This is a genomic window from Glaciecola sp. 33A (genome assembly GCF_002836745.1).
GTDB lineage: Bacteria > Pseudomonadota > Gammaproteobacteria > Enterobacterales > Alteromonadaceae > Glaciecola.
In genome coordinates this window covers 1-19,593 of the sequence record NZ_PJAR01000025.1, presented here as the reverse complement: position 1 = coordinate 19,593, position 19,593 = coordinate 1, and the positions used below count along the sequence as shown (strand labels likewise).

16 protein-coding genes and 5 tRNA genes are annotated in these 19,593 nt (G+C 42.2%); 6 read left to right on the top strand and 15 right to left on the bottom strand.

Features of this window, described 5'->3' with window-relative positions; all coding sequences use genetic code 11:
* The first annotated feature begins 235 nt into the window (after positions 1 to 235).
* The gene (locus CXF81_RS02935; RefSeq protein ID WP_101179887.1) at positions 236 to 940 is read left to right on the top strand and encodes a DUF445 family protein; all 705 of its coding nucleotides are present in this window, start codon (positions 236 to 238) and stop codon (positions 938 to 940) included.
* Positions 941 to 1,044: 104 nt separating this feature from the next.
* Here CXF81_RS02935 and CXF81_RS02930 read toward each other — a convergent pair whose 3' ends face one another.
* Positions 1,045 to 2,949 carry a DNA topoisomerase III gene (locus CXF81_RS02930; protein ID WP_101179886.1) on the bottom strand — a complete coding sequence of 635 codons (1,905 nt, stop codon included), beginning with the start codon at positions 2,947 to 2,949 and terminating at the stop codon, positions 1,045 to 1,047.
* A gap of 275 nt (positions 2,950 to 3,224) precedes the next feature.
* Here CXF81_RS02930 and CXF81_RS02925 point away from each other — a divergent pair, with 275 nt between their 5' ends.
* Complete coding sequence (locus CXF81_RS02925; protein ID WP_101179969.1) at positions 3,225 to 3,842, top strand: glutathione S-transferase family protein; 618 nt, start codon at positions 3,225 to 3,227, stop codon at positions 3,840 to 3,842.
* A gap of 55 nt (positions 3,843 to 3,897) precedes the next feature.
* Here CXF81_RS02925 and CXF81_RS02920 read toward each other — a convergent pair whose 3' ends face one another.
* Entirely contained in the window at positions 3,898 to 4,896 is a 999-nt protein-coding gene (locus tag CXF81_RS02920) for an NADP-dependent oxidoreductase (protein ID WP_101179885.1), read from the bottom strand.
* A gap of 306 nt (positions 4,897 to 5,202) precedes the next feature.
* Between CXF81_RS02920 and CXF81_RS19770 the strand changes: the two genes are divergently transcribed.
* Positions 5,203 to 5,370 (top strand): hypothetical protein, encoded by a 168-nt coding sequence (locus CXF81_RS19770; RefSeq protein ID WP_157825482.1) that lies wholly within the window; start codon positions 5,203 to 5,205, stop codon positions 5,368 to 5,370.
* A 4-nt stretch (positions 5,371 to 5,374) separates the two neighbouring features.
* On the opposite strand, the gene CXF81_RS02915 is transcribed toward CXF81_RS19770, so the two are convergent.
* Both CXF81_RS02915 and CXF81_RS02910 read right to left on the bottom strand, forming a co-directional pair.
* Complete coding sequence (locus tag CXF81_RS02915; RefSeq protein ID WP_101179884.1) at positions 5,375 to 7,891, bottom strand: ABC transporter permease; 2,517 nt, start codon at positions 7,889 to 7,891, stop codon at positions 5,375 to 5,377.
* 1 nt (position 7,892) lies between these two features.
* The gene (locus CXF81_RS02910) at positions 7,893 to 8,603 is read right to left on the bottom strand and encodes an ABC transporter ATP-binding protein (RefSeq protein ID WP_232771758.1); all 711 of its coding nucleotides are present in this window, start codon (positions 8,601 to 8,603) and stop codon (positions 7,893 to 7,895) included.
* A 1-nt stretch (position 8,604) separates the two neighbouring features.
* Between CXF81_RS02910 and CXF81_RS02905 the strand changes: the two genes are divergently transcribed.
* Complete coding sequence (locus CXF81_RS02905; RefSeq protein ID WP_101179883.1) at positions 8,605 to 9,342, top strand: arylesterase; 738 nt, start codon at positions 8,605 to 8,607, stop codon at positions 9,340 to 9,342.
* Between the two features lie 132 nt (positions 9,343 to 9,474).
* Here CXF81_RS02905 and CXF81_RS02900 read toward each other — a convergent pair whose 3' ends face one another.
* From CXF81_RS02900 to gltX, 10 genes are all read right to left on the bottom strand, one after another.
* Complete coding sequence (locus CXF81_RS02900; protein WP_101179882.1) at positions 9,475 to 11,007, bottom strand: acyl-CoA carboxylase subunit beta; 1,533 nt, start codon at positions 11,005 to 11,007, stop codon at positions 9,475 to 9,477.
* Positions 11,008 to 11,149: 142 nt separating this feature from the next.
* A complete protein-coding gene (locus tag CXF81_RS02895; RefSeq protein WP_101179881.1) occupies positions 11,150 to 11,374 on the bottom strand; it encodes a helix-turn-helix transcriptional regulator in 225 nt (74 codons plus the stop codon).
* Between the two features lie 2 nt (positions 11,375 to 11,376).
* A complete protein-coding gene (locus CXF81_RS02890; protein ID WP_232771763.1) occupies positions 11,377 to 11,850 on the bottom strand; it encodes a hypothetical protein in 474 nt (157 codons plus the stop codon).
* A gap of 302 nt (positions 11,851 to 12,152) precedes the next feature.
* A complete protein-coding gene (locus CXF81_RS02885; RefSeq protein ID WP_101179880.1) occupies positions 12,153 to 13,445 on the bottom strand; it encodes an amidohydrolase family protein in 1,293 nt (430 codons plus the stop codon).
* Positions 13,442 to 14,854: an amidohydrolase gene (locus tag CXF81_RS02880; protein ID WP_101179879.1), complete on the bottom strand. Its 1,413-nt coding sequence runs from the start codon at positions 14,852 to 14,854 to the stop codon at positions 13,442 to 13,444. Before CXF81_RS02880 ends, CXF81_RS02885 begins: the two co-directional genes overlap by 4 nt.
* Before the next feature lie 261 nt (positions 14,855 to 15,115).
* Positions 15,116 to 16,042 carry a tRNA dihydrouridine(16) synthase DusC gene (dusC, locus tag CXF81_RS02875; RefSeq protein ID WP_101179878.1) on the bottom strand — a complete coding sequence of 309 codons (927 nt, stop codon included), beginning with the start codon at positions 16,040 to 16,042 and terminating at the stop codon, positions 15,116 to 15,118.
* A 159-nt stretch (positions 16,043 to 16,201) separates the two neighbouring features.
* A tRNA-Glu gene (locus CXF81_RS02870) sits at positions 16,202 to 16,277 on the bottom strand.
* 146 nt (positions 16,278 to 16,423) lie between these two features.
* Positions 16,424 to 16,499: transfer RNA gene (locus CXF81_RS02865), tRNA-Glu, on the bottom strand.
* Between the two features lie 140 nt (positions 16,500 to 16,639).
* Positions 16,640 to 16,715, bottom strand: a tRNA-Ala gene (locus tag CXF81_RS02860).
* Between the two features lie 95 nt (positions 16,716 to 16,810).
* The gene (gene gltX / locus CXF81_RS02855; RefSeq protein WP_101179877.1) at positions 16,811 to 18,220 is read right to left on the bottom strand and encodes a glutamate--tRNA ligase; all 1,410 of its coding nucleotides are present in this window, start codon (positions 18,218 to 18,220) and stop codon (positions 16,811 to 16,813) included.
* 208 nt (positions 18,221 to 18,428) lie between these two features.
* On the opposite strand from gltX, the gene CXF81_RS02850 reads away from it, so the two are divergent.
* Both CXF81_RS02850 and CXF81_RS02845 read left to right on the top strand, forming a co-directional pair.
* Positions 18,429 to 18,504: transfer RNA gene (locus CXF81_RS02850), tRNA-Val, on the top strand.
* Between the two features lie 28 nt (positions 18,505 to 18,532).
* Positions 18,533 to 18,608: transfer RNA gene (locus CXF81_RS02845), tRNA-Val, on the top strand.
* Between the two features lie 447 nt (positions 18,609 to 19,055).
* Here the strand turns inward: CXF81_RS02845 and CXF81_RS02840 are convergent.
* A partial coding sequence (locus tag CXF81_RS02840) for a DDE-type integrase/transposase/recombinase (protein ID WP_101179876.1) occupies positions 19,056 to 19,593 on the bottom strand: 538 nt, incomplete at its 5' end.

The window sequence follows — 19,593 nt, the reverse complement described above, 5'->3', positions numbered from 1 at the left end:
AGTCTGCTTTGAGCAATAATTGGGGCAAGAAAATAATTAACTACGAAATTGCTGCCATCGCTAACCCGCTTCAATGATACGATATTACAGCGTATAACTGGGTCCAATCAACTATGTTGCATACAACAAATATAGCCTTTGCGCCGTTTATAATACATTATAGCAACGGCATCTTGACAGTATTTATTTTACTGTTATCAACCTTTCTAAATTAACCAATCTTGGAGTCCTTTCTTTGAATAAAAGTATAATCACCAGTGGATTAGCCATTGCCTTAGTGCTGATTGGTTTTTTCTTAGGCAATGTCACGATCAAAACTGTCGGATTGTTTGCGGTATCAGGTGCCATCACCAATTGGATAGCGGTGCATATGCTATTTGAAAAAATACCCGGACTTTATGGTTCTGGTGTGATACCAGAACGCTTCGAAGATTTTAAGAGCGGTATTCGAACGCTCGTGATGGAACAGTTTTTTAGTGAAGAAAACATCCAGCGTTTTCTAGCTGACAACAACCAACCTCTGCAACTAGATTTATCCCCTATTATTAAAAAAGTAGACTTGGCACCCACATTTGACTCCTTGGTTGAGGTTGTCAAAGCGTCTTCATTTGGACAGATGCTAGGAATGTTTGGCGGTGTTGAAGCCTTAGAGCCGATGCGACAGCCTTTTATCGATAAAATGGGGCTAGCACTAGAAAATATTACGCAAGATCCAGAGTTTATATTATTGCTGCAAGAAGAGTTAGCTCAGCCTGATGTGCATCAGGACTTGCACGAAAAAATCAAGCAAATTGTTGAGCAACGTCTGAATGAACTAACACCTAAAATGGTCAAGGACATTATTCAGAATATGATCAGAAAACATTTGGGTTGGCTAGTTGTGTGGGGCGGCGTCTTTGGCGGATTAATTGGACTATTAGCCACGTTATTCAAGTTTTAACGTAAATAGGAATAGACCGGGCTGGGCCAACTCAGATTGTTTTAGCATCGCGCAGGATGTCTGACAATTTGTAGTTAGGCAGAACAAATCGGTTTATTTTCTTTTTAAGATTTTTTCTTAAAAAAACGTTTTTTACGGGCAGGTCGTGCACTCTTCAAGCCCACGAAGTGAGTCGTGTCCAGCTGCTGGCTGGCACTAATCAACTGAGCGATGGACTCAGTTAACGGCTGCATAAAGGCTTCATAGCGTAATTGTCGCTGAGCGATTTTATCTAGGTTGGCTTCCCAGATAGCGGTCATATCAGGATGGGTAGTTTCACTTGGTAAGGCGTTAATTAGGGCTTTACCCGTCTCAGTAGCATGGATTTCTTTACCTATTTTATGCATAAACTGACGTCTAAACAATAAATCTATAATTGAAGCGCGCGTTGCCTCCGTGCCAAGTCCATCGGTCTCTTTTAATATTTTCTTAATTTTACTGTCTTGCACATAACGCGCGATCCCGGTCATCGCACCAAGCAAAGTCGCGTCAGTAAAATGTTTAGGCGGCGATGTTTGTTTTTCCAAAAGTTGCGAATCAATGCATAGTAAAGACTCACCTTTACTTAAGTTTGGTAGTACTGTTTCTGTTTCTGTTTTGGTGTTTTCACTTTTAGTCAGCGCTAGCCAGCCCAGGTCTTTAGTCGATTTACCTTTGGCAATAAATTCACCACCCGCAATATCAATCTTCGCTACTTGTTCTTGATATTTATGTGGCCCGTAAAACTGCATCAAGTATTGGGTAGCAATGAGCTGATAAATTTTTGCTTCATCTGGCGTTAAACTCGCTAAAGACTTAGTCCGGTTTGTTGGAATAATAGCATGATGGGCATCGACTTTACTGTCATTCCAGGCTTTAGATTTTAGCTTAGGGTTGGCATTGTCGACGGCACTTTTAAAGCTCGGTAGATTCGACTTGATGACGCTTAACACCTTAGCGGCCTGCACAAACTGTTCTTTAGGCAAATAACGCGAATCGGATCGGGGATAAGTGATCAGTTGGTATTTTTCATACAATGACTGACACACATCTAGCACCTTCTTGGGCGATAAGTTAAAACGCTTAGAGGCATCGATTTGCAATATCGATAAGCTGTAGGGTAAAGGAGGAAGGCTTTGTTTATTTTGTACCTTGTAATCTGTGACCGAGGCCTGTTGACCTTGGGTTTTATTTACCACCGTTTGCGCTAATTTACGCGATAACACTCTGCCCTCTTCGTCTTGATAAGGGCCGCATGCCTCGCTGGGTTGCCATTTAGCAGTAAAAGTCACTTTGTTTAGCGTTTCCAAAGTGGCGATAACGTCAAAAAAGGGTGTCGACGTAAAATAGGCAATGTCTTGATCACGCCTGACCACTAAGCCTAACACTGGTGTTTGCACTCGCCCTACCGAAAGCACACCACTATAGCCGCCACGTTGACCCAGCAAAGTATAAGCACGAGTTAGATTTAATCCATATAGCCAGTCGGCGCGAGAACGCGCTAAGGCTGATATAGACAAGCCTAAAAACTCACGATTAGCGCGCATATTCTGCAAGGCTTTTTTCACCGCGCTGGTATTTAAGTCATTGATTAATAGACGTCCTGCGTTTTCAATAATCGACGTTTTCACCCCGCAATAAGTAATTACTTCATCTACCAGTAATTGTCCTTCACGGTCAGGATCGCCTGCATTGACGATATGCGTCGCTGTTTTGAGTAGCCGTTTCACCACGTTTAGTTGTTTTTGTGTGTTCTTTTTAGGCACCAATTGCCACTTTACGGGTACAATAGGCAGGTGTTGCAGTGACCACTTGCCATAGGCTGCATCATATTTATCTGGCTCAGCTTGTTCTAATAAATGACCGATGCACCATGTCACGCAATCGCCATTATCAAGCTCGATATAACCATCGCGCTTTTGTTGTCGACCATCAAACCCAGTGGCTATTGCACGGCCTAAACTTGGTTTCTCAGCGATATACACAATCATACAAAAACAACTGGATAGAAAAACAGTATTCTAGCAAGTTTCGACACATAAAGTTAGTCTATAGTGAAGGCGTTAACGATCATTTGCACAAAGCCCCACCAGAAACTGCGATCTATCAAGCGCGAAAACACTTATGAGCAATTTACTAGTCTCAGGCAATTTGCAGTAACCCGCTTGTTTTAGTAGATTAAGCATAATAGATGGGGTATTCACCCTCACTATACTTTTTTGATAAATTTTATTTAATTTTGTGTGTCGATAACGGAGTAAATATCGTGGTAACAATACATCATTTGAGAATTGGACGTTCCATCTTTACCGTTTGGTTGATGGAAGAGTTGGGTATGCAGTATGAACTCAAAGAATACCTGCGCGATCCAGCCACCATGCGTGCCCCAGATAGTCTTAAGGTAATCCATCCGTTAGGCAAGTCACCGGTAATTGAAGATGATGGCTTAGTTCTCGCCGAGTCAGGCGCGATCACCACTTATTTTTTAGAAAAGTTCGATACGGAACACAAATTTTCTCCTCGTCGCGAAGACCTAAATGCTTGGGCCACTTATTCGCAGTGGCTGCACTATTCAGAAGGTTCGGTGTTTGCACCGCTGTTGATTCAGATGTTATTGATGCGCGACGAATCTCCAAGTGCAATGCTGGGCGGATTTAGTCAGGCTGAAGTGACTTTGCACCTGAATAATATTGCAGCGCAACTGGGTGACAATGAATTTATCTTGGGTCAGCAAATCAGTGGAGCAGATTTTGGAATTAGTTACGCAGTGCACATGGCTAAGCGCTTAGGTAAGCTTGAAGGCCATCCTACCTTGCAAGCCTATATAAATCGAAATGTGGATCGCCCTGCATTCCGAGATGCATTAAAACGAGCTGTAGAGTAGTGCCAGCGCGCATAGCCCGCTCACGCGGGCTTGGACGATTTTGTTTGTCAGATATTTACAGCTTGACGATTAACTTACCGTTATTGCCGCCAGTAAGTAATAAATTTAAACCATCAATTGCGGATTCTAAACCATCCAATACATGCGCCCGATGCTTTATTTTACCTTGCATTACGTAAGGTGTCAGTTTGGCAATCAAGCCCGGTATCTCTGCGTAATGATCTGGCATCGTGAAGCCCTGTATGCTTAAACGCTTCTTGATGATGGGGATCCAATTAGGTCCTGCGCTTGGGGAGTCAGTGCCATAATCAGCTATCATTCCACAAACGGCTATTCGACCATGCGCATTCATCGCTTCAAAGATATGGTTTTGGATCGCACCACCGGTATTTTCAAAATAAATATCGACCCCATCCGGCGCTAGTTCGCCAAGTTTTGCAGAAATATCATCTGTCTTATAGTTGATTGCACCATCAAATCCTAACTCATCCACAATCCAGCGACACTTCTCGGCATTGCCAGCCACACCGATCACAGTTAAGCCATCAGCTTTTGCCAATTGCCCTACAATTGAGCCTACAGAACCCGCCGCACCACTGACCACAATGGTTTCTCCGGCTTTAGGTTTGGCCACACCATATAGTCCCTGCATTGCGGTTATGCCCGGCAAAGCAAATACCGATAACACCATAGTTGGATCCAAACCCGCTTGCACTTTGTTTAAGCCTGGGCCTGAACTTAAAAAATATTCTGTCCATCCCATCAAACCCATGACTCGCTCACCGACATGAAAATCAGGGTGACTACTTTCGACAATTTCGCCTAAACCTGAGGAGCGCATAACATCACCTAAAACGACGGGTGGAATATAACTTTTAGTGTCAGAACTCATCCAACCGATCATCGCAGGATCAAGTGACATATGAGTTTGTTTTACTAAAAATTGACCCGAGCCAACCTCCGGAATTTCTTTATTAACCACTTCAAATGTATCTGAGCGGATAGGTCCAGGCACTGGACGTTGTGCGAGATTAATTGCGGTGTATGTGCTCATAATAGACTCTCCATTAATGTTGTAAATGTAGATGTAGATGTCGATTTACCTAATATAGATTAGGCACTTGTATTGATTTTATTATCGACACTCAAGTGGCTCTATTATTACCGCATAAAGTACTAAAATATATAGCTAATGATGCAATAACTGCTTTTGCAGTTTTTGGTCTCTTTGCAGCTATGGTATATGAATACCGGAAATATTACATAATATCGACGTTGAAATACCCTGTTGAGGTAATTAGAGCTCAAAATCAATCAAGTGAAACGAGCCGAAGTTATATATCGACAAAAGAAGATAAACATGGAATCAGTTCAATACAATCCAGTCATTCCAACGAGCATGGCAGTCGATGATAATGACTGCCTCCTTTGTTTATCTCGAATATTTTCCAGAAATAGGTGCAAACCAGACCTGGCTAGGGATCATATTGCTGCTGGCAGTGTCGATACCCAGTACTTACTTATTTGAAAAGTTAAACCATTTTTCTTAATAACTCACCGGTATTCAAACTGAGTAGACGCCAGCAACCGATTGCACCAAGGAAACCGACGGTCAACGCGCCTACTATTGGAGCTATGACCCAATACTCGAGATGCAAGCCTGCTTCCATTTGGAATACTTGGGTTTGCAACATATACAAACTAAATTCATTTGCGATGGCCGCCATCAACCCAGCAACGAACCCAATAATAAGAAATTCATTGATAACGCTAAAGCGTATCATCCATCCCTTAGCACCCAATGTGCGAAGAATAGTGAGCTCTTGCAAACGTTCATCCATACTGGCTTGAACTTGCGCTATGAGCACTAGCGCCCCCGCAATAAGCACCAGTATTAGAATAAATTCTACGGCCATAGACACTTGGTCAATAATTTCTCTAAGTTGATTAATCCTCGCGTCCACGTCAAATAAAGTAACACTGGCAAAAGGTGCCATTAGACTGGTTATCTCTGCCTTGCGCGATTCATCTAGACTAAAACTAGTAATATAGGTAGGGACAAAGTTCTCTACCGCTTTAGGATGCAGCACAAAATAGAAATTGGGTTGCATTGTTTGCCAATTAACTTCGCGCAAACTAGTTACTGTGGATTTAATGACTTCGCTACCGATATTGAACGTCAGCTCATCGCCTAATTTAACGCCCAAACGTCCCGCAATCTGACTTTCAATTGATAGTGGATAGGGTTCGCCCTCTTGCCAAGAATCTAGCCATTCGCCTTCAACAATCTTATTACCCGTTTGCAGTTCTGTGCCCCACGTCAGGTTTGCTTCACGACCTAAACCTTGACGACCCTCGTTAGCAACTTCGGCATCTTCTTTGGTCACTTCAGTACGGATTTTTTCGTCATTAATAGCAACAAAACGTCCACGAGCGACCGGGTAGAAACCACCACCTGTAACATTGTTTTGTGCAAATTGGACTTCTAAACCAATCCGTTGGTTCTCCGTTACATTTGATACAAAGTAGTTTGGTGTGCCTTCTGGCAACTGGTCACGCCATTGTTCGACCATGTCATTTCGCATGACTAAAACAACCAGCAGCAACATGATGGTAATAGAAAAGCTAATCAATTGAACGCTGTTACCCATGGCTCTGCGGCGTATACGCGCCCAGGCCAATGTCCAAGAACCCATGCTGCCACTACCTAGCTTGCGCCCCAGCGCAATGAGAACATGAGTAACAGCCAGTAACAGCACAACTAAAATAATGCCCGATACAAATAATATGGCACTGATCATCAGGTCTTGGCTGTAAACCCACATTAATAAAAATACAGCGATGCCTGAGGTAGAAAATTGCAATACTTTTGACGATAAAGTGGTATTGATATCTCGCCTTAATACACGCAAAGGGGGTACTGAGAACAGTTGTAATAAGGGATATAGCGAGAACAAAACCGAGCAAATAATGCCAGTGAATATGGCAATAGCCAACGGACGCCAATGCCAAATATCAAGTGAAACCTCTACAATGTCCGCCAAAAACATAACCACAATTTGCTGCAAGATAAAACCGGCGGTGACCCCCAAAATAATGCCCAGTAAGGTGATAAAGCAAATTTGCAGCAAATAAATACGCTGCACCATGGACTTACCTGCACCGAGGGTCTTCATTATCGCGACGGGATCGTAGTGACGCTGGCTGTAACGCTGCGCTGCAACCGCAATAGATACGGCGGCTAGAACAATCGCTAATAAACTGGCTAGCAAAAAGAATTGTTCCGCTCGGGCAATAGATCGTCCAATAGCAGAGTCATCGTCTTCAATTGATGTCCAGCGATGAACATCTCTGTTCAGTTGTGGGCGAAGCCAATCATAATAGTCATCCAAATCACTCGTCTCGCCCGTAAAATAATACTTATAGCTCACCCGCGAACCAGGTCCGGTGACATTCGTTTTAGCCAAGTCTTCGGTCGACATCAACACAATGGGCTCAGTATTAAAAACACTAAACCCTGCGTCTGGAATTTCACTGAGCACCTTAGTAATCTTAAAACTCGCGTCACCGATATCAACATTACCGCCTAATTCAACCTGAACTAATTGAAAAAGACGCGAATCAATCCAAACTTCACCTGATTTAGGCAATTCAGCTGTTGCCTGCGGCACGCCAAACGCTTGTAGTGCCACTTTAATACTGCCTTTAAGTGGATAATTAGCGTCCACAGCACGAAGGTCTGCTAATGCCAATTCTTTTGGTCCAAATACCATCGACCTTGTACTAACTTGATAAGCACTGTTGAGATTAAATTCGGATGCTTTGCTTAGCCAAGCGTCATCAACAAGCTCTCTGGAGCGCAATTGTCTATCTGCTGCAATAAACTCTGCCGAACGGTCGGTTAGCGCACCCTGTAAACGTTCGCTGAATAAAGATAGTGACAAAACAGAACCTACAGAAAGCACTATGGCGAGCAAAATAATGGTTAATTCGCCACGTTTGGCTTCGTGTTTAAACAACCGCCAGGCTAATTGAAATACGGTAGACATGTTATTCTCCAGAAACGACTTTGAGCGGTTTGGTTTGCTCAGTCAATTCACCGGCATCCATGTGCAACTGACGCTGGCAGCGCTGCGCAAGTTTATGGTCATGAGTAACTAGCACTAAGGTCGTATTGGATTCTTTATTCAGATCAAAGAGTAAATTCTCGACCTTGGTTGAGTTGGTAGAATCGAGATTACCGGTTGGTTCATCAGCAAAAAGAATTTTAGGATTTGTAATAAATGCTCTCGCAATAGCAACACGCTGCTGCTCTCCGCCCGATAGTTGATTGGGAAAATGATTGGCTCGATGGTCAAGTCCAACTTGCTCAAGTATTTTTTGAGCGCGCTTTTTAGGCTCTGATAGCCCCGCTATTTCAGCTGGCAGCATAATATTTTCGAGCGCGGTTAAGCTCTGTACCAACATAAAGCTTTGAAAAATAAAACCGACTTTTTCACCACGTAATCGTGCTCGCTGCTCCTCATCCATAGAATGCAAAGCCTCGCCATCTATCATTATGTGCCCCCCCGAAACTTCATCTAAGCCAGCTAACAGCCCAAGAAGTGTTGACTTACCCGAACCAGATGCGCCTATAATGGCAACGGATTGACCTGGTTTTACCGTGAAGCTGATGGGTTGAAGGATCTGTAATTCGCCTTCGCTCGTAATTACTTTTTTTATAATACTTTTCGTTTCGATCATTGCAGGAGCTATTGTCATAGTGTTTTCTTTTTCAAGATCCGTAAAAATTAATTGTATTAAGCGTGCAAAAAATCAATCGCTTCTCAATGTGTGTGTGGCTTTTGCTTTACAGCAACGCGGTAATGTATCAAAAATTCTTCGCGCTAGCCTACTGGTATGTCTTTTATTCCCTTTTTATAGCTATTCAGATCAGCAAAAATTACAAGAATATAAGTTATTAGTGCTTGGCGACAGCTTAAGTGCCGCGTATGGGTTAACACAACAGCAGGGTTGGGTTTATTTGTTACAAAATGCGTGGATAGCTGAGAATAAACCAATTGTAGTCATCAATGCTGCTATCAGTGGCGACACTACCGATGGCGGCCTGTCTCGCCTTCCTCGCTTACTCGATCTACATAAACCAACTCATCTATTAATTGAACTTGGCGGAAACGATGCGCTGCAAGGCCATAATCCGAAAAAGATAAAAGCAAACATTAATAAGATGGTGCAGTTGGCTAAAAAAAGTAATGTTGTTGTTTTACTGCAAGAAATGCAGATACCTACAAATTACGGAAGACGTTATACACAGATGTTTATGCAAGTGTTTAAGGATATCGCCCAAGAGAATAATATTCCGCTAATTCCGTTCTTTTTAGAAGATATAGCACTTAACAAAGCATTGATGCAAAACGATGGCATCCACCCAACTGCAGAAGCACAACCCATGATTACTGAGTTGTTAAAGCCGCAGTTGGAGGCTTATATACTAAATTAAGTCGAGCTGAGCTATACAATTTATTATTTGCAGTGCCTTATTAATTAAGATGAACAGAACATGAAAAGCGTTACATTTAATTTGAATAAAGTAAAAAAGTGCCTGTTGATCTCCCCACTCAAGGCTAGAAAGTTAATTCAATGCAGCAAGTACTATTTTTCTGGTATTCCGAGGTTCAATTACAGCATCAATTTCAAGCACTGTTGCAACTTCTAGGGCCTTGCCTTTCTGATACTGCTGAGCCAGTAGCTTATCAAATAATGCTTGGCGCATTGCCGGCTCAGTTTGTTTTTCTAATTCTTTCTTAAAGCCTAACTTTATTGCTCCTTCAAGTCCCATGGCACCGAATTCACCGGTTGGCCAAGACAGCATATAGCTGGGACTAGATATACTGCCTGACAACATAGCTTGAGCGCCTAATCCATAACATTTACGAATAGCAACTGCGACAAAGTCGATGGATAAATTTGCGCCGGTTGCAAATAATTCACTAAGGTAGCGAACAGCCCCATTCTTTTCGTGTTCAGGGCCCACCATAAAACCAGGAGTATCACACAGAGACAGTATAGGAATAGCAAATTGATCGCATAGCTTCATAAATCGATTTAGCTTTTTAGCTGCATCAACATCAATGGCGCCGCCTAGTACTTTGCAATTGCTTGCTATTACACCAATGGGTTTACCTTCGATTCGAGCAAAGCCTTGAATAATGGCTGTGCCGTACTGCTTTGCAATCTCTATAAAAGAATTTTTATCAACAATGCCTGATATCACTTTATGCATGTCATACACAAAACGTCTGTCGTCGGGCAGCACATCATCAAGTGCATCATCTTCTGGCGCAGACCAATTAGTATGATGCCCTTGGAAAAAGCTTAGACAGTTTGTGGCAATTTCAATAGCATGGTTTTCGTTCTCGGCGACAATATCAACCACTCCGTTTTTGGCTTGCACATCAATAGGACCGATATCTGTGGGACTAAACTTACCTAATCCACCGCCTTCAATCATTGCTGGCCCTGCCATGCCGATGAACGAAGACGTTGTAGCAATGGTTATGTCGGCGGCGCCAAATAGTGCTGCGTTGCCAGCAAAACAGTAGCCATTATTGACAGCTATGCGTGGCACTTTGCCAATTAGACCAGCCCAACGACCAAATGTAGTGCATTGTAAGCCTGAATTAATCGTAGAAATATCGGTATCACCCGGACGACCTCCACCACCCTCAGTTAGCATGATAATAGGTAACTGCTTTTTCAGCGCAATCTCAATCATTCTATCGAGTTTTAGATGATGGAAATAACCTTGAGTACCAGCTAAAACCGAATAATCGTTAACAATAATCACAGTGTCGTGTGAACTAACTTTAGCCTTGTTGCCCAATGCAATGAACTCATTATTAATTGGAGAAATACCTGTAATAACCCCATCAGCAGCGGTTTCTGTTTGCAATTCCTCATAGTCACGACGCTGACGTTGAGCAGCTACCGCTAGTTGACCGTATTCTCTAAATAAGTTACCCGAGCATAATTTTTCAACGTTCTCGCGCGCCGTGTTAAATCCCTTAGCGTGTCGCTTCGCTGCTTGAGTTGAACGGACATCGTCTTGTGTATTTGCGAGCCTCGATTCTAATTCTTTTAAGGTCTGCTCAGTGTTATTTGTCATTATCATTCTTCATTGTTATTAGCGGTTATTGTTACCTGCATCAGTCGCGAATTAAAGCTAACATCGTTTTCAATTATGCTCGTAATCCAAACCCATCTTAGAACAAAAAATCAAAAACTATTTTTTGTATTTAAAAAACAACTTATTCAATAGCAGCATCATAGCTAAAAACCGCTTCAAGGGATTTTTGAAACACCAGTGCAATTTTAAAAGCGACTTCAAGAGAAGGACTATACTTACCCTTTTCTATCGCCATGATAGTTTGCCGGGTGACTCCTACTCTTTCAGCTAAGTCTTGTTGAGTCATTTCATTTGCAAAGAAACGACACTCGCGGACTTTATTATTAATCTTGTTTGCTGAGGCCATTGTTACACAGCGTCGTTTCTATAAAGATAGATTTGGTGACTAAAACGTACTATTTCAGCCACTATAAAAGTGAACAACAATAAGTGCATTTTAAACATCGGAATATTGGTGCGTTCTTCAAGCGAGAATTCTATACCGAATACATATGGCAGAATTAAATGACCAAGGGTGATAATAACGCCAATACTTAACACCCAATAACCTGAGTTATTCGAACTTAGCGTAATTAACCTATCACGCTCATCCCCGTCAATCTCCATTTTATTGCGACTACCAGCCGCAATTAATGACTGAAATATGATTTCAACAATAATGATCAGTAACACCGCTGAACCCAAATTATGCATTGCCACTTCAATCATTTCATCGGGATTGAGCACATTGGCATCCATTATGACTACGGATATTGCGTAGTCGCCAAAAATAAGCAAGGTAGCCACAAGGGATAGCCAAGTACTCTTTTCTTTAAATGACATATTCACTGATGTTCTCCAATTAAGTTAACTCTCACGCGAACAAAGTAAAACAAATTAAACTTAATGTAAAGTATTTTTAACTTAATGTTAGTTAATTTACACTTTAAAATAAAATTATTACTTTTTTATAGGCATAAAAAAACCGCTAACACATGCCTCAAGAAATGAGTGCATGTAGTAAAAGCGGCTTAATAACGCTACTTAGCCCTATTAATTGGATTAGTCTACGTTAAACAGAAACGCTGGCACACAGCACTTATCTTCTGTTCTTGAGAACAACAGTGCTCTAATTTCTTGTTGCGCTATGGTCTGGTGTAGCCAACCGGCTTTAGTGCATTGCGTTTCAAATAGCGGTCGCGTAATTTCGTTTGACGAGAAGTCATGTCAATTTGCTCACCTTGCATAAACACTTGCTCTGCCGTTTGCGTAACTTCAAGCGGATCACCACTCCAAATCACGAGGTCTGCAACCTTGCCAGGTTCTAAACTACCTATTTGATCGTCCATACCAAATATCTTAGCGATATTAATGGTTAATGCAGCGATACCAGCAGAATGAGGTAAACCATTAGCGACCGCATTACCCGCATGTTGGGTTGCCAGGCGAATATTATGAGTATCCATTCCAATCACAACCGTAACCCCTGCTTTGTGCAATCTTGCTGCATTTTCCAAGGTTGCGCCAATTTGATCAAAAGCACCGGGTAAGTTCGATTCAGGATCGAGTATGACCGGTATATTGTTTTTAGCTAACTCATCAGCGACACGCCATGCTTCAACACCACTGGCCAAAATAATATTTAAATTAGAGTAACGCTTTTTCAGTGCAATCACCTGCACGATGTCAGCGGCTCTGTCGGCATCAACAACCAATGGCATTTTGCCATCAAGCACAGGAATTAATGCTTTTGCATCAGCCATCGTAGTCAAACCGAGCCAATTTTGACTTGGATCCATAGCATACGACTTGGCAAATTTAGCTTCATCAAATGACTGATTAATGGCAACCCACAATGCGGCTCTACTGCCGCCGTTATTATCCACACCAGAATTACCCACATTTAACTTCATAAAAGCCTGTGCTTTCAGTACTGGTTGATAAGTTGTTGCTAATGTAATAAAAGCACCTTGGCCCAAAAATAATTGATCGCTACCACCTAATCCAGTTGCTGCCGAGGTAAAACCTTCAATTCGGGTTATTGGTATGAGTGTGGAGTCATTGTTTAGTGCATATTGCACGTCCAATGCTGCCCCAACTGTTGAAATAGCATGTGGTTCTGCTTGCGCATCAACCGTTCCTGCAGAGGAACTGACTTCAACGAGACCTAATGAGGTCGCTGCGCCAATAAAGCCTGGCGTGATTACCTTGCCCTCAGCATTTATTGTACGGTACCCACTGGGTACATCCGTACCCTCAATAACCTGTTGAATACGACCGTCTTTGATTAAAACAGTCCCTTTATAAATGATACCTGCAGCAGATACAGTATGGATTTTAGCACCAACAATCGCGATATTTTCAGCCCATGATGATGCACTTAAACTTAAGCCTATGACGATGCTTGAGGCTAATGCCGCTTTCTTAAATAAATTCATTTTGCATCTCCTTCAGCAATTTGTCCAAGCTCGAAATCACTCACCGGCCATGACTCAGGATTACTGCGATCGTAGACCATTGCGCCATCGATAAATACTTTATCCGCTTGTGCGTAAGTAGAAAACGGGTCTGTGCTCCACAAAACAACATCTGCATTTTTACCTGCTTCTAAAGACCCTGTTTTATCAAAAATCCCTAGCGATTTAGCCGGGTTTGCGGATAACCATTGCCAAGCATCAGCTTGACTAATATCAATACCAGCGCGTTTACCATCGGCCCATGCTTTTGCGGCTTCTTGATTCAAGCGTTGAATACCAAGGTCACTGTCAGAGTGAACAATGGCACAAGCATTTGCCGCATGTACCATGGGAATATTTTCTTTAATGCCGTCATAAGCTTCCATTTTGAAGCCCCACCAATCAGCCCACATTGCCGAGCACACGTTATTTTCCGCTAACTTGTCAGCAATTTTATAAGCCTCTATTGCATGATGGAAGGTACCAATCTTATAATTAAATTCCTTCATGACGTCCATCATGGTGCCCATATCATCAGCACGGTAACAATGCATATGCACAATAATATCACCGTCTAACACACCGGCAAGTGTATCTAAATTGAGATCTCTGCTTGGTCGCTTAGGTGACCCACCCGCTTCAAGTTCAGTTTCATATTCAGCCCATTTAGTTTGATATTCTTGTGCTTGGATCCAAGCTTGACGATAGCCAGCAACATTACCCATGCGAGTCATTGGGCCGCCCTTAGCCCCATATACGCGCTTAGGATTTTCGCCACAGGCCATTTTTATGCCGTAAGGCGCTTCTGGAAACTTCATGTCTTGTATGGTTCTATTCGGTAAGTTTTTCACAGTCACACTGCGACCACCAAATAAATTGGCAGAACCTGGAAGGATCTGAAGTGAAGTAACACCACCTGCAAGTGCACGCTGAAAACCTGGATCTTGCGGCCATATTGAATGCTCGGCCCACACTTCAGCGGTTACTGGCGAAGTCATTTCGTTGCCATCAGAATGTGAACGAGTTGATGGCGAAGGATAAACGCCTAAGTGGCTGTGATTATCTATAATCCCTGGGGTAAGCCACTTTCCTTTACCATCAATTTCAATTGCACCGGATGGCAAACGGACACTCTTACCTACTGCTACAATGACACCATCTTGTAGTAATATCTCACCGTCTTCAATTTTACCACCTATTCCATCAAGAATAGTCACGTTGTTGATGACAATCGGCTTACTATCAATCTTTTGATAAGTACTTGGGAATGGGTTTTTATCGATACCCGTTACACTTTGTTGTTTTTCCTCTTGCTTATCACTGCTACAGCCAGTAACTAAAGCAACTGAAACTGCCAGTGCAAGCCCGAGTTTTAGTTTTGTATTAAGCATATCTTTCCTTGTTGTTGGACAACGCCATTTTTGGTTTTATATAAAGATTGAATGTATTCAAGAGGCTGAAAATCCACAGAATATCTTAATTTCAGCTGTACTCACTTTACTATAAAATCAATAAAAAACGATAAAAACTGCAATCGCATATCGTTAATTAGTGTTTATTTAGGTTTTGAGCAAAGTTTACCTGCCATTAATTCACCATTGATGAAGATAGCATTAGTATCAAGCGTAGCAGATTTTTTAATAGCGGTTTATTTATGCGGCCAATATTCGCACAATGTCATCTGCGTTTTTAAACTTTTTCAACTCAACAAACATTGTCTCAGCCTCAGGATATTGTCTTTTTAGATAATTGAACCATTGCTTTATCCTATTTGGGTAATAGCGCCCTTTATCAGAATAAATTTCATACCCAGAGTATGAAACAAGTAATTCTTTTGTTTGCTGCCAAGACATCGGTGCATGATTATTTTTAATTGTTTGTGCCAAATTGGGCATTGCCAATGCGCCACGTCCAATCATTAAATTTTCGCACCCGCTGCGCTGCTGGCATAGCTTTGCATCATCAGCATTCCATATTTCGCCATTCGCAATAATAGGAATATCGGTGACTTCTTTAATTTTTGCAATCCATTCCCAATAAGCTGGGGGTCTATAGCCATCTGCCTTGGTTCTTGCATGAACGGTTAATAAATCTGCACCAGCCTGCGTGATTGCATCAACGTTTTCCAATACGAGTGAGGTATCGTCAAAGCCGAGTCGTATTTTAGCACTCACAGGCTGATCTTTTGGCACGGCATCACGCACAGCTTTAATAATTTGATAAAGCGTTTCAGGCTCTTTTAAGAGTACTGCACCACCTTTACTTTTATTCACCGTTTTTGCTGGGCATCCAAAGTTTAAGTCAATACCAGGAGAACCTAATTCGACTGCTCTTACTGCATTTTCGGCCAACCATTGTGGATGCTGACCCAATAATTGCACTCTTACTGGCACACCCGAAGACGTGACGGCACCATTCAACAGTTCAGGGCATAGCCGATAGAATGTTTTTGCAGGAAGCAGTTGCTCAACAACTCTTACAAATTCAGTAATGCACAAGTCGAAGCCACCGACTCTTGTCAGCATATCTCGCATGAGGTGATCGACAACACCTTCCATTGGAGCTAATACAATTTTCATAGCGACAAGTATGCCTCAATTGATAGTTTTTAAGGTGGTTAGTCTGAATTATTTAACTAATTTATTCGCTGTGCTGCTTATCTGGATATCTCTGGGTATCATTTATACAAGTCGAAAAGCAGATAAAAAAAAACCACCCGTTTGGGTGGTTTCTCTAATTGGCGTCCCCTAGGGGATTCGAACCCCTGTTACCGCCGTGAAAGGGCGGTGTCCTAGGCCTCTAGACGAAGGGGACAAAAAACTTTTGAGCAAAGCGAACTTTGATAGTTTTTTGTTAGAATAACCGAAAACTATAAAGTAAACGACGTTATCCTAACCTAGACCAAGCCACGACGGCTTGGATTTTTGTATTACTATTTCCCAGATTTACCACTGGGAAGATGGCGTCCCCTAGGGGATTCGAACCCCTGTTACCGCCGTGAAAGGGCGGTGTCCTAGGCCTCTAGACGAAGGGGACAAAAAACTTTTCATCAAAGCGGACTTTGATAGTTTTTTGTTAGGATAAGCGTAAACCATAAAGTAAACAACGCTATCCCAACCTAGACCAAGCCGCGACAGCTTGGATTTTTTTACTAACACGACATACTAAATAGAACTTGGTGGAGCTAGGCGGGATCGAACCGCCGACCTCTTGCATGCCATGCAAGCGCTCTCCCAGCTGAGCTATAGCCCCGTGTCCAAATAGACCTGCGAGCCATGTTTTACGCTACAGTTCCGTGACAGCGGGGCGCATTCTAGGCATCTGACTTAATTATGTCAACGATTTTTTTAAGAATTTTCTCTATTTGTTATGTAAATGAGCGCCTTGTCTATTCTTTGCACAACTTCCTCTTTATTCATGAGGTTTAAGGTCACGTCTAAAGCCGGAGAATTGCCTGAGCCAGTGGCTGCAACCCGCAATGGCATGCCAATCTTGCCCATACCAACATCTAGTTTCTCGGCTGTTGCATCAATAGCCGCTTTTATATTTTCAGGAGACCAGTCTTGTACCGCAATAAGTGCGTCTTTTACCGCTTGCAATGGCTCTCTGGCAACAACACGCAAATGTTTCTTTGCCGCTTTTTCATCAAAGTCTTCAAAGCTAGTATAAAAATAAGTACTAATCGCTGCCAATTCTTTTAAGGTCGTTACCCGTTCGGCTTGAATTTCAATAACACTTTCTAGACTCGGCCCGCTGCTGCAATCTATGCCTTGTTGATCAAAGTGCCATTTTGCATATGGAGCAACTTCAGATGGAGGCAATGTTTTAATGTAGTGCTCGTTCAGCCAATTTAGCTTTTCAGTATTAAATGCACTCGCCGACTTACTAATTGAATCAAGACTGAAGTGTTCGATCATTTCTTCAATACTAAATATTTCTTGGTCACCATATGACCAACCTAAGCGAACAAGGTAGTTTAAAACAGCTTTAGGTAAATAACCGTCATCTCTGTATTGCATTACGCTGACAGCACCATGTCGTTTAGATAATTTTTTGCCGTCATCACCTAAAATCATCGATACATGCGCATATTCAGGAACCGGCGCTCCCAAGGCATTGAGAATATTAATTTGACGCGGCGTATTGTTAATGTGGTCTTCACCTCTTACAACATGGGTAATGCCCATATCCCAATCATCAACAACAACACAGAAGTTATATGTCGGCGCACCGTCGGTTCGCTTAATAATTAAGTCATCGAGCTCAGTATTAGATATTCGGATTTCACCGCGGATGTGGTCATTGATAACGACCTCACCTTCTAACGGATTTTTAAATCGAATAACAAAAGGTTGTCCTTCAGGATGGTCCGTTCTGTTTCGCCAAGTACCGGGGTAACGTGGCTTTTCTCCTTTCTGTTCTTGTTCTTCACGAATTGCGTCAAGTTCGGCAATCGACATGAAGCACTTATACGCTAACTCTTTATCGAGTAGTTCATCAATAATTTGGTTGTAACGGTCAAAACGCTCGGTTTGATAATATGGTCCTTTGTCATGATGTAAGCCTAACCAATCCATACCATCTAAAATGGCTTGTTTTGCTTCATCTGTAGAACGCTCAAGATCCGTGTCTTCTATTCTCAACACAAATTCACCTCCTTTACTCTTAGCATACAACCAAGAATAAAGAGCAGTACGAGCACCACCAACATGCAAATAGCCGGTAGGACTTGGAGCAAAACGAGTTACCACTGTCATTATAATATTATTCCTAAAAATTAATTGCGCATAGTTTACCGTTTAATGCCGCCAGTAAATAGCAATGCACTCGAAAATAACTGATTGTTTGACCGATTTTTAAACTAACAGGACTTTTTTTTAAAAATGCGGTTGACAGATGCGGTCTCAACTCTATAATACGCCTCGACTTACTGAGGAACGCATCGGTAAGATTGTTAGATAAAATGGACGCTTAGCTCAGTTGGGAGAGCATCGCCCTTACAAGGCGAGGGTCACTGGTTCAAGCCCAGTAGCGTCCACCACTTTATTTCTAGCAAAATCAGCAACATCGGACGCTTAGCTCAGTTGGGAGAGCATCGCCCTTACAAGGCGAGGGTCACTGGTTCAAGCCCAGTAGCGTCCACCATCTTATTTATCAATGACTTACGCCACATTTACCTGTTCAAAAAATAATCAAATATTGTTTGAGTGGAACCAGTGGGTCTTGAGTGGGTCTGCAGTGAGTTTTTTGTGGGGCTAGCACTGCACGTGCCATTTCGCGAGAGCTCGCCCAGTGTAGTCTGTAGCCAAATTAAATGGGCGCCCTACCAAAACGTAAAAAACACAAGTTATTGTTCTGACATCTTCAGCAACAAATAATTTTCAGTGACAATCCAACACAGCCACTAACACCTAACTCGGAAAAGCATCGCGTACTTTGGCAATTATTTACATAGATATCTATTTTGTAAGTACGAATAAAATTTTCGATCTCGTAGTGACATTACCAGTATATTTTATTTGATTTCAATGTTGTTCAGGCGGGTTTTGTCAACTTATCGAATTTAGACGATAAAAACTAGTTTTAAACGTCTTATGTCGGATTTTGAATACAACTAACCCTATCCCATTCATCGAACAATCGTTCACGGAACATTCTGTAATTTCTGGCCTTCATAAGATGTCGACCAAGTCGAAACAAATTATTGACGATGCCATGGCAGCATAAAAATCGTTGAGCGTGCCCCTGCGATTTGAACCGCCTCATCTGTCGTTCCTGTTGCCTCGATGGCTGATGGGAAAGTTCACATCGATTATTTTCATATTGCTTAGTGAAATGTTCTGCACTTGGCATCAGCTTTCGTCTCGCTGCTGAATAACTCTTAAGTTTGTCGGTCACAATCTTGATGGGCGGCACTTGTTGGCCTTTTAACAATTTTATGAAAAATTGCATGGCAGCGCTTTTATCCTTGCGTTTCTGAACTAGAATATCAATTTCATCTCCGTCCTGATCGACTGCCCGCCATAGATAATGAAGGACACCATTTATTTTAATGAACACCTCGTCCAAGAACCATATATCGCCTAACTGACCGCGATTTTCCCTTATTTGGTTGCAGTATTGTTGACCG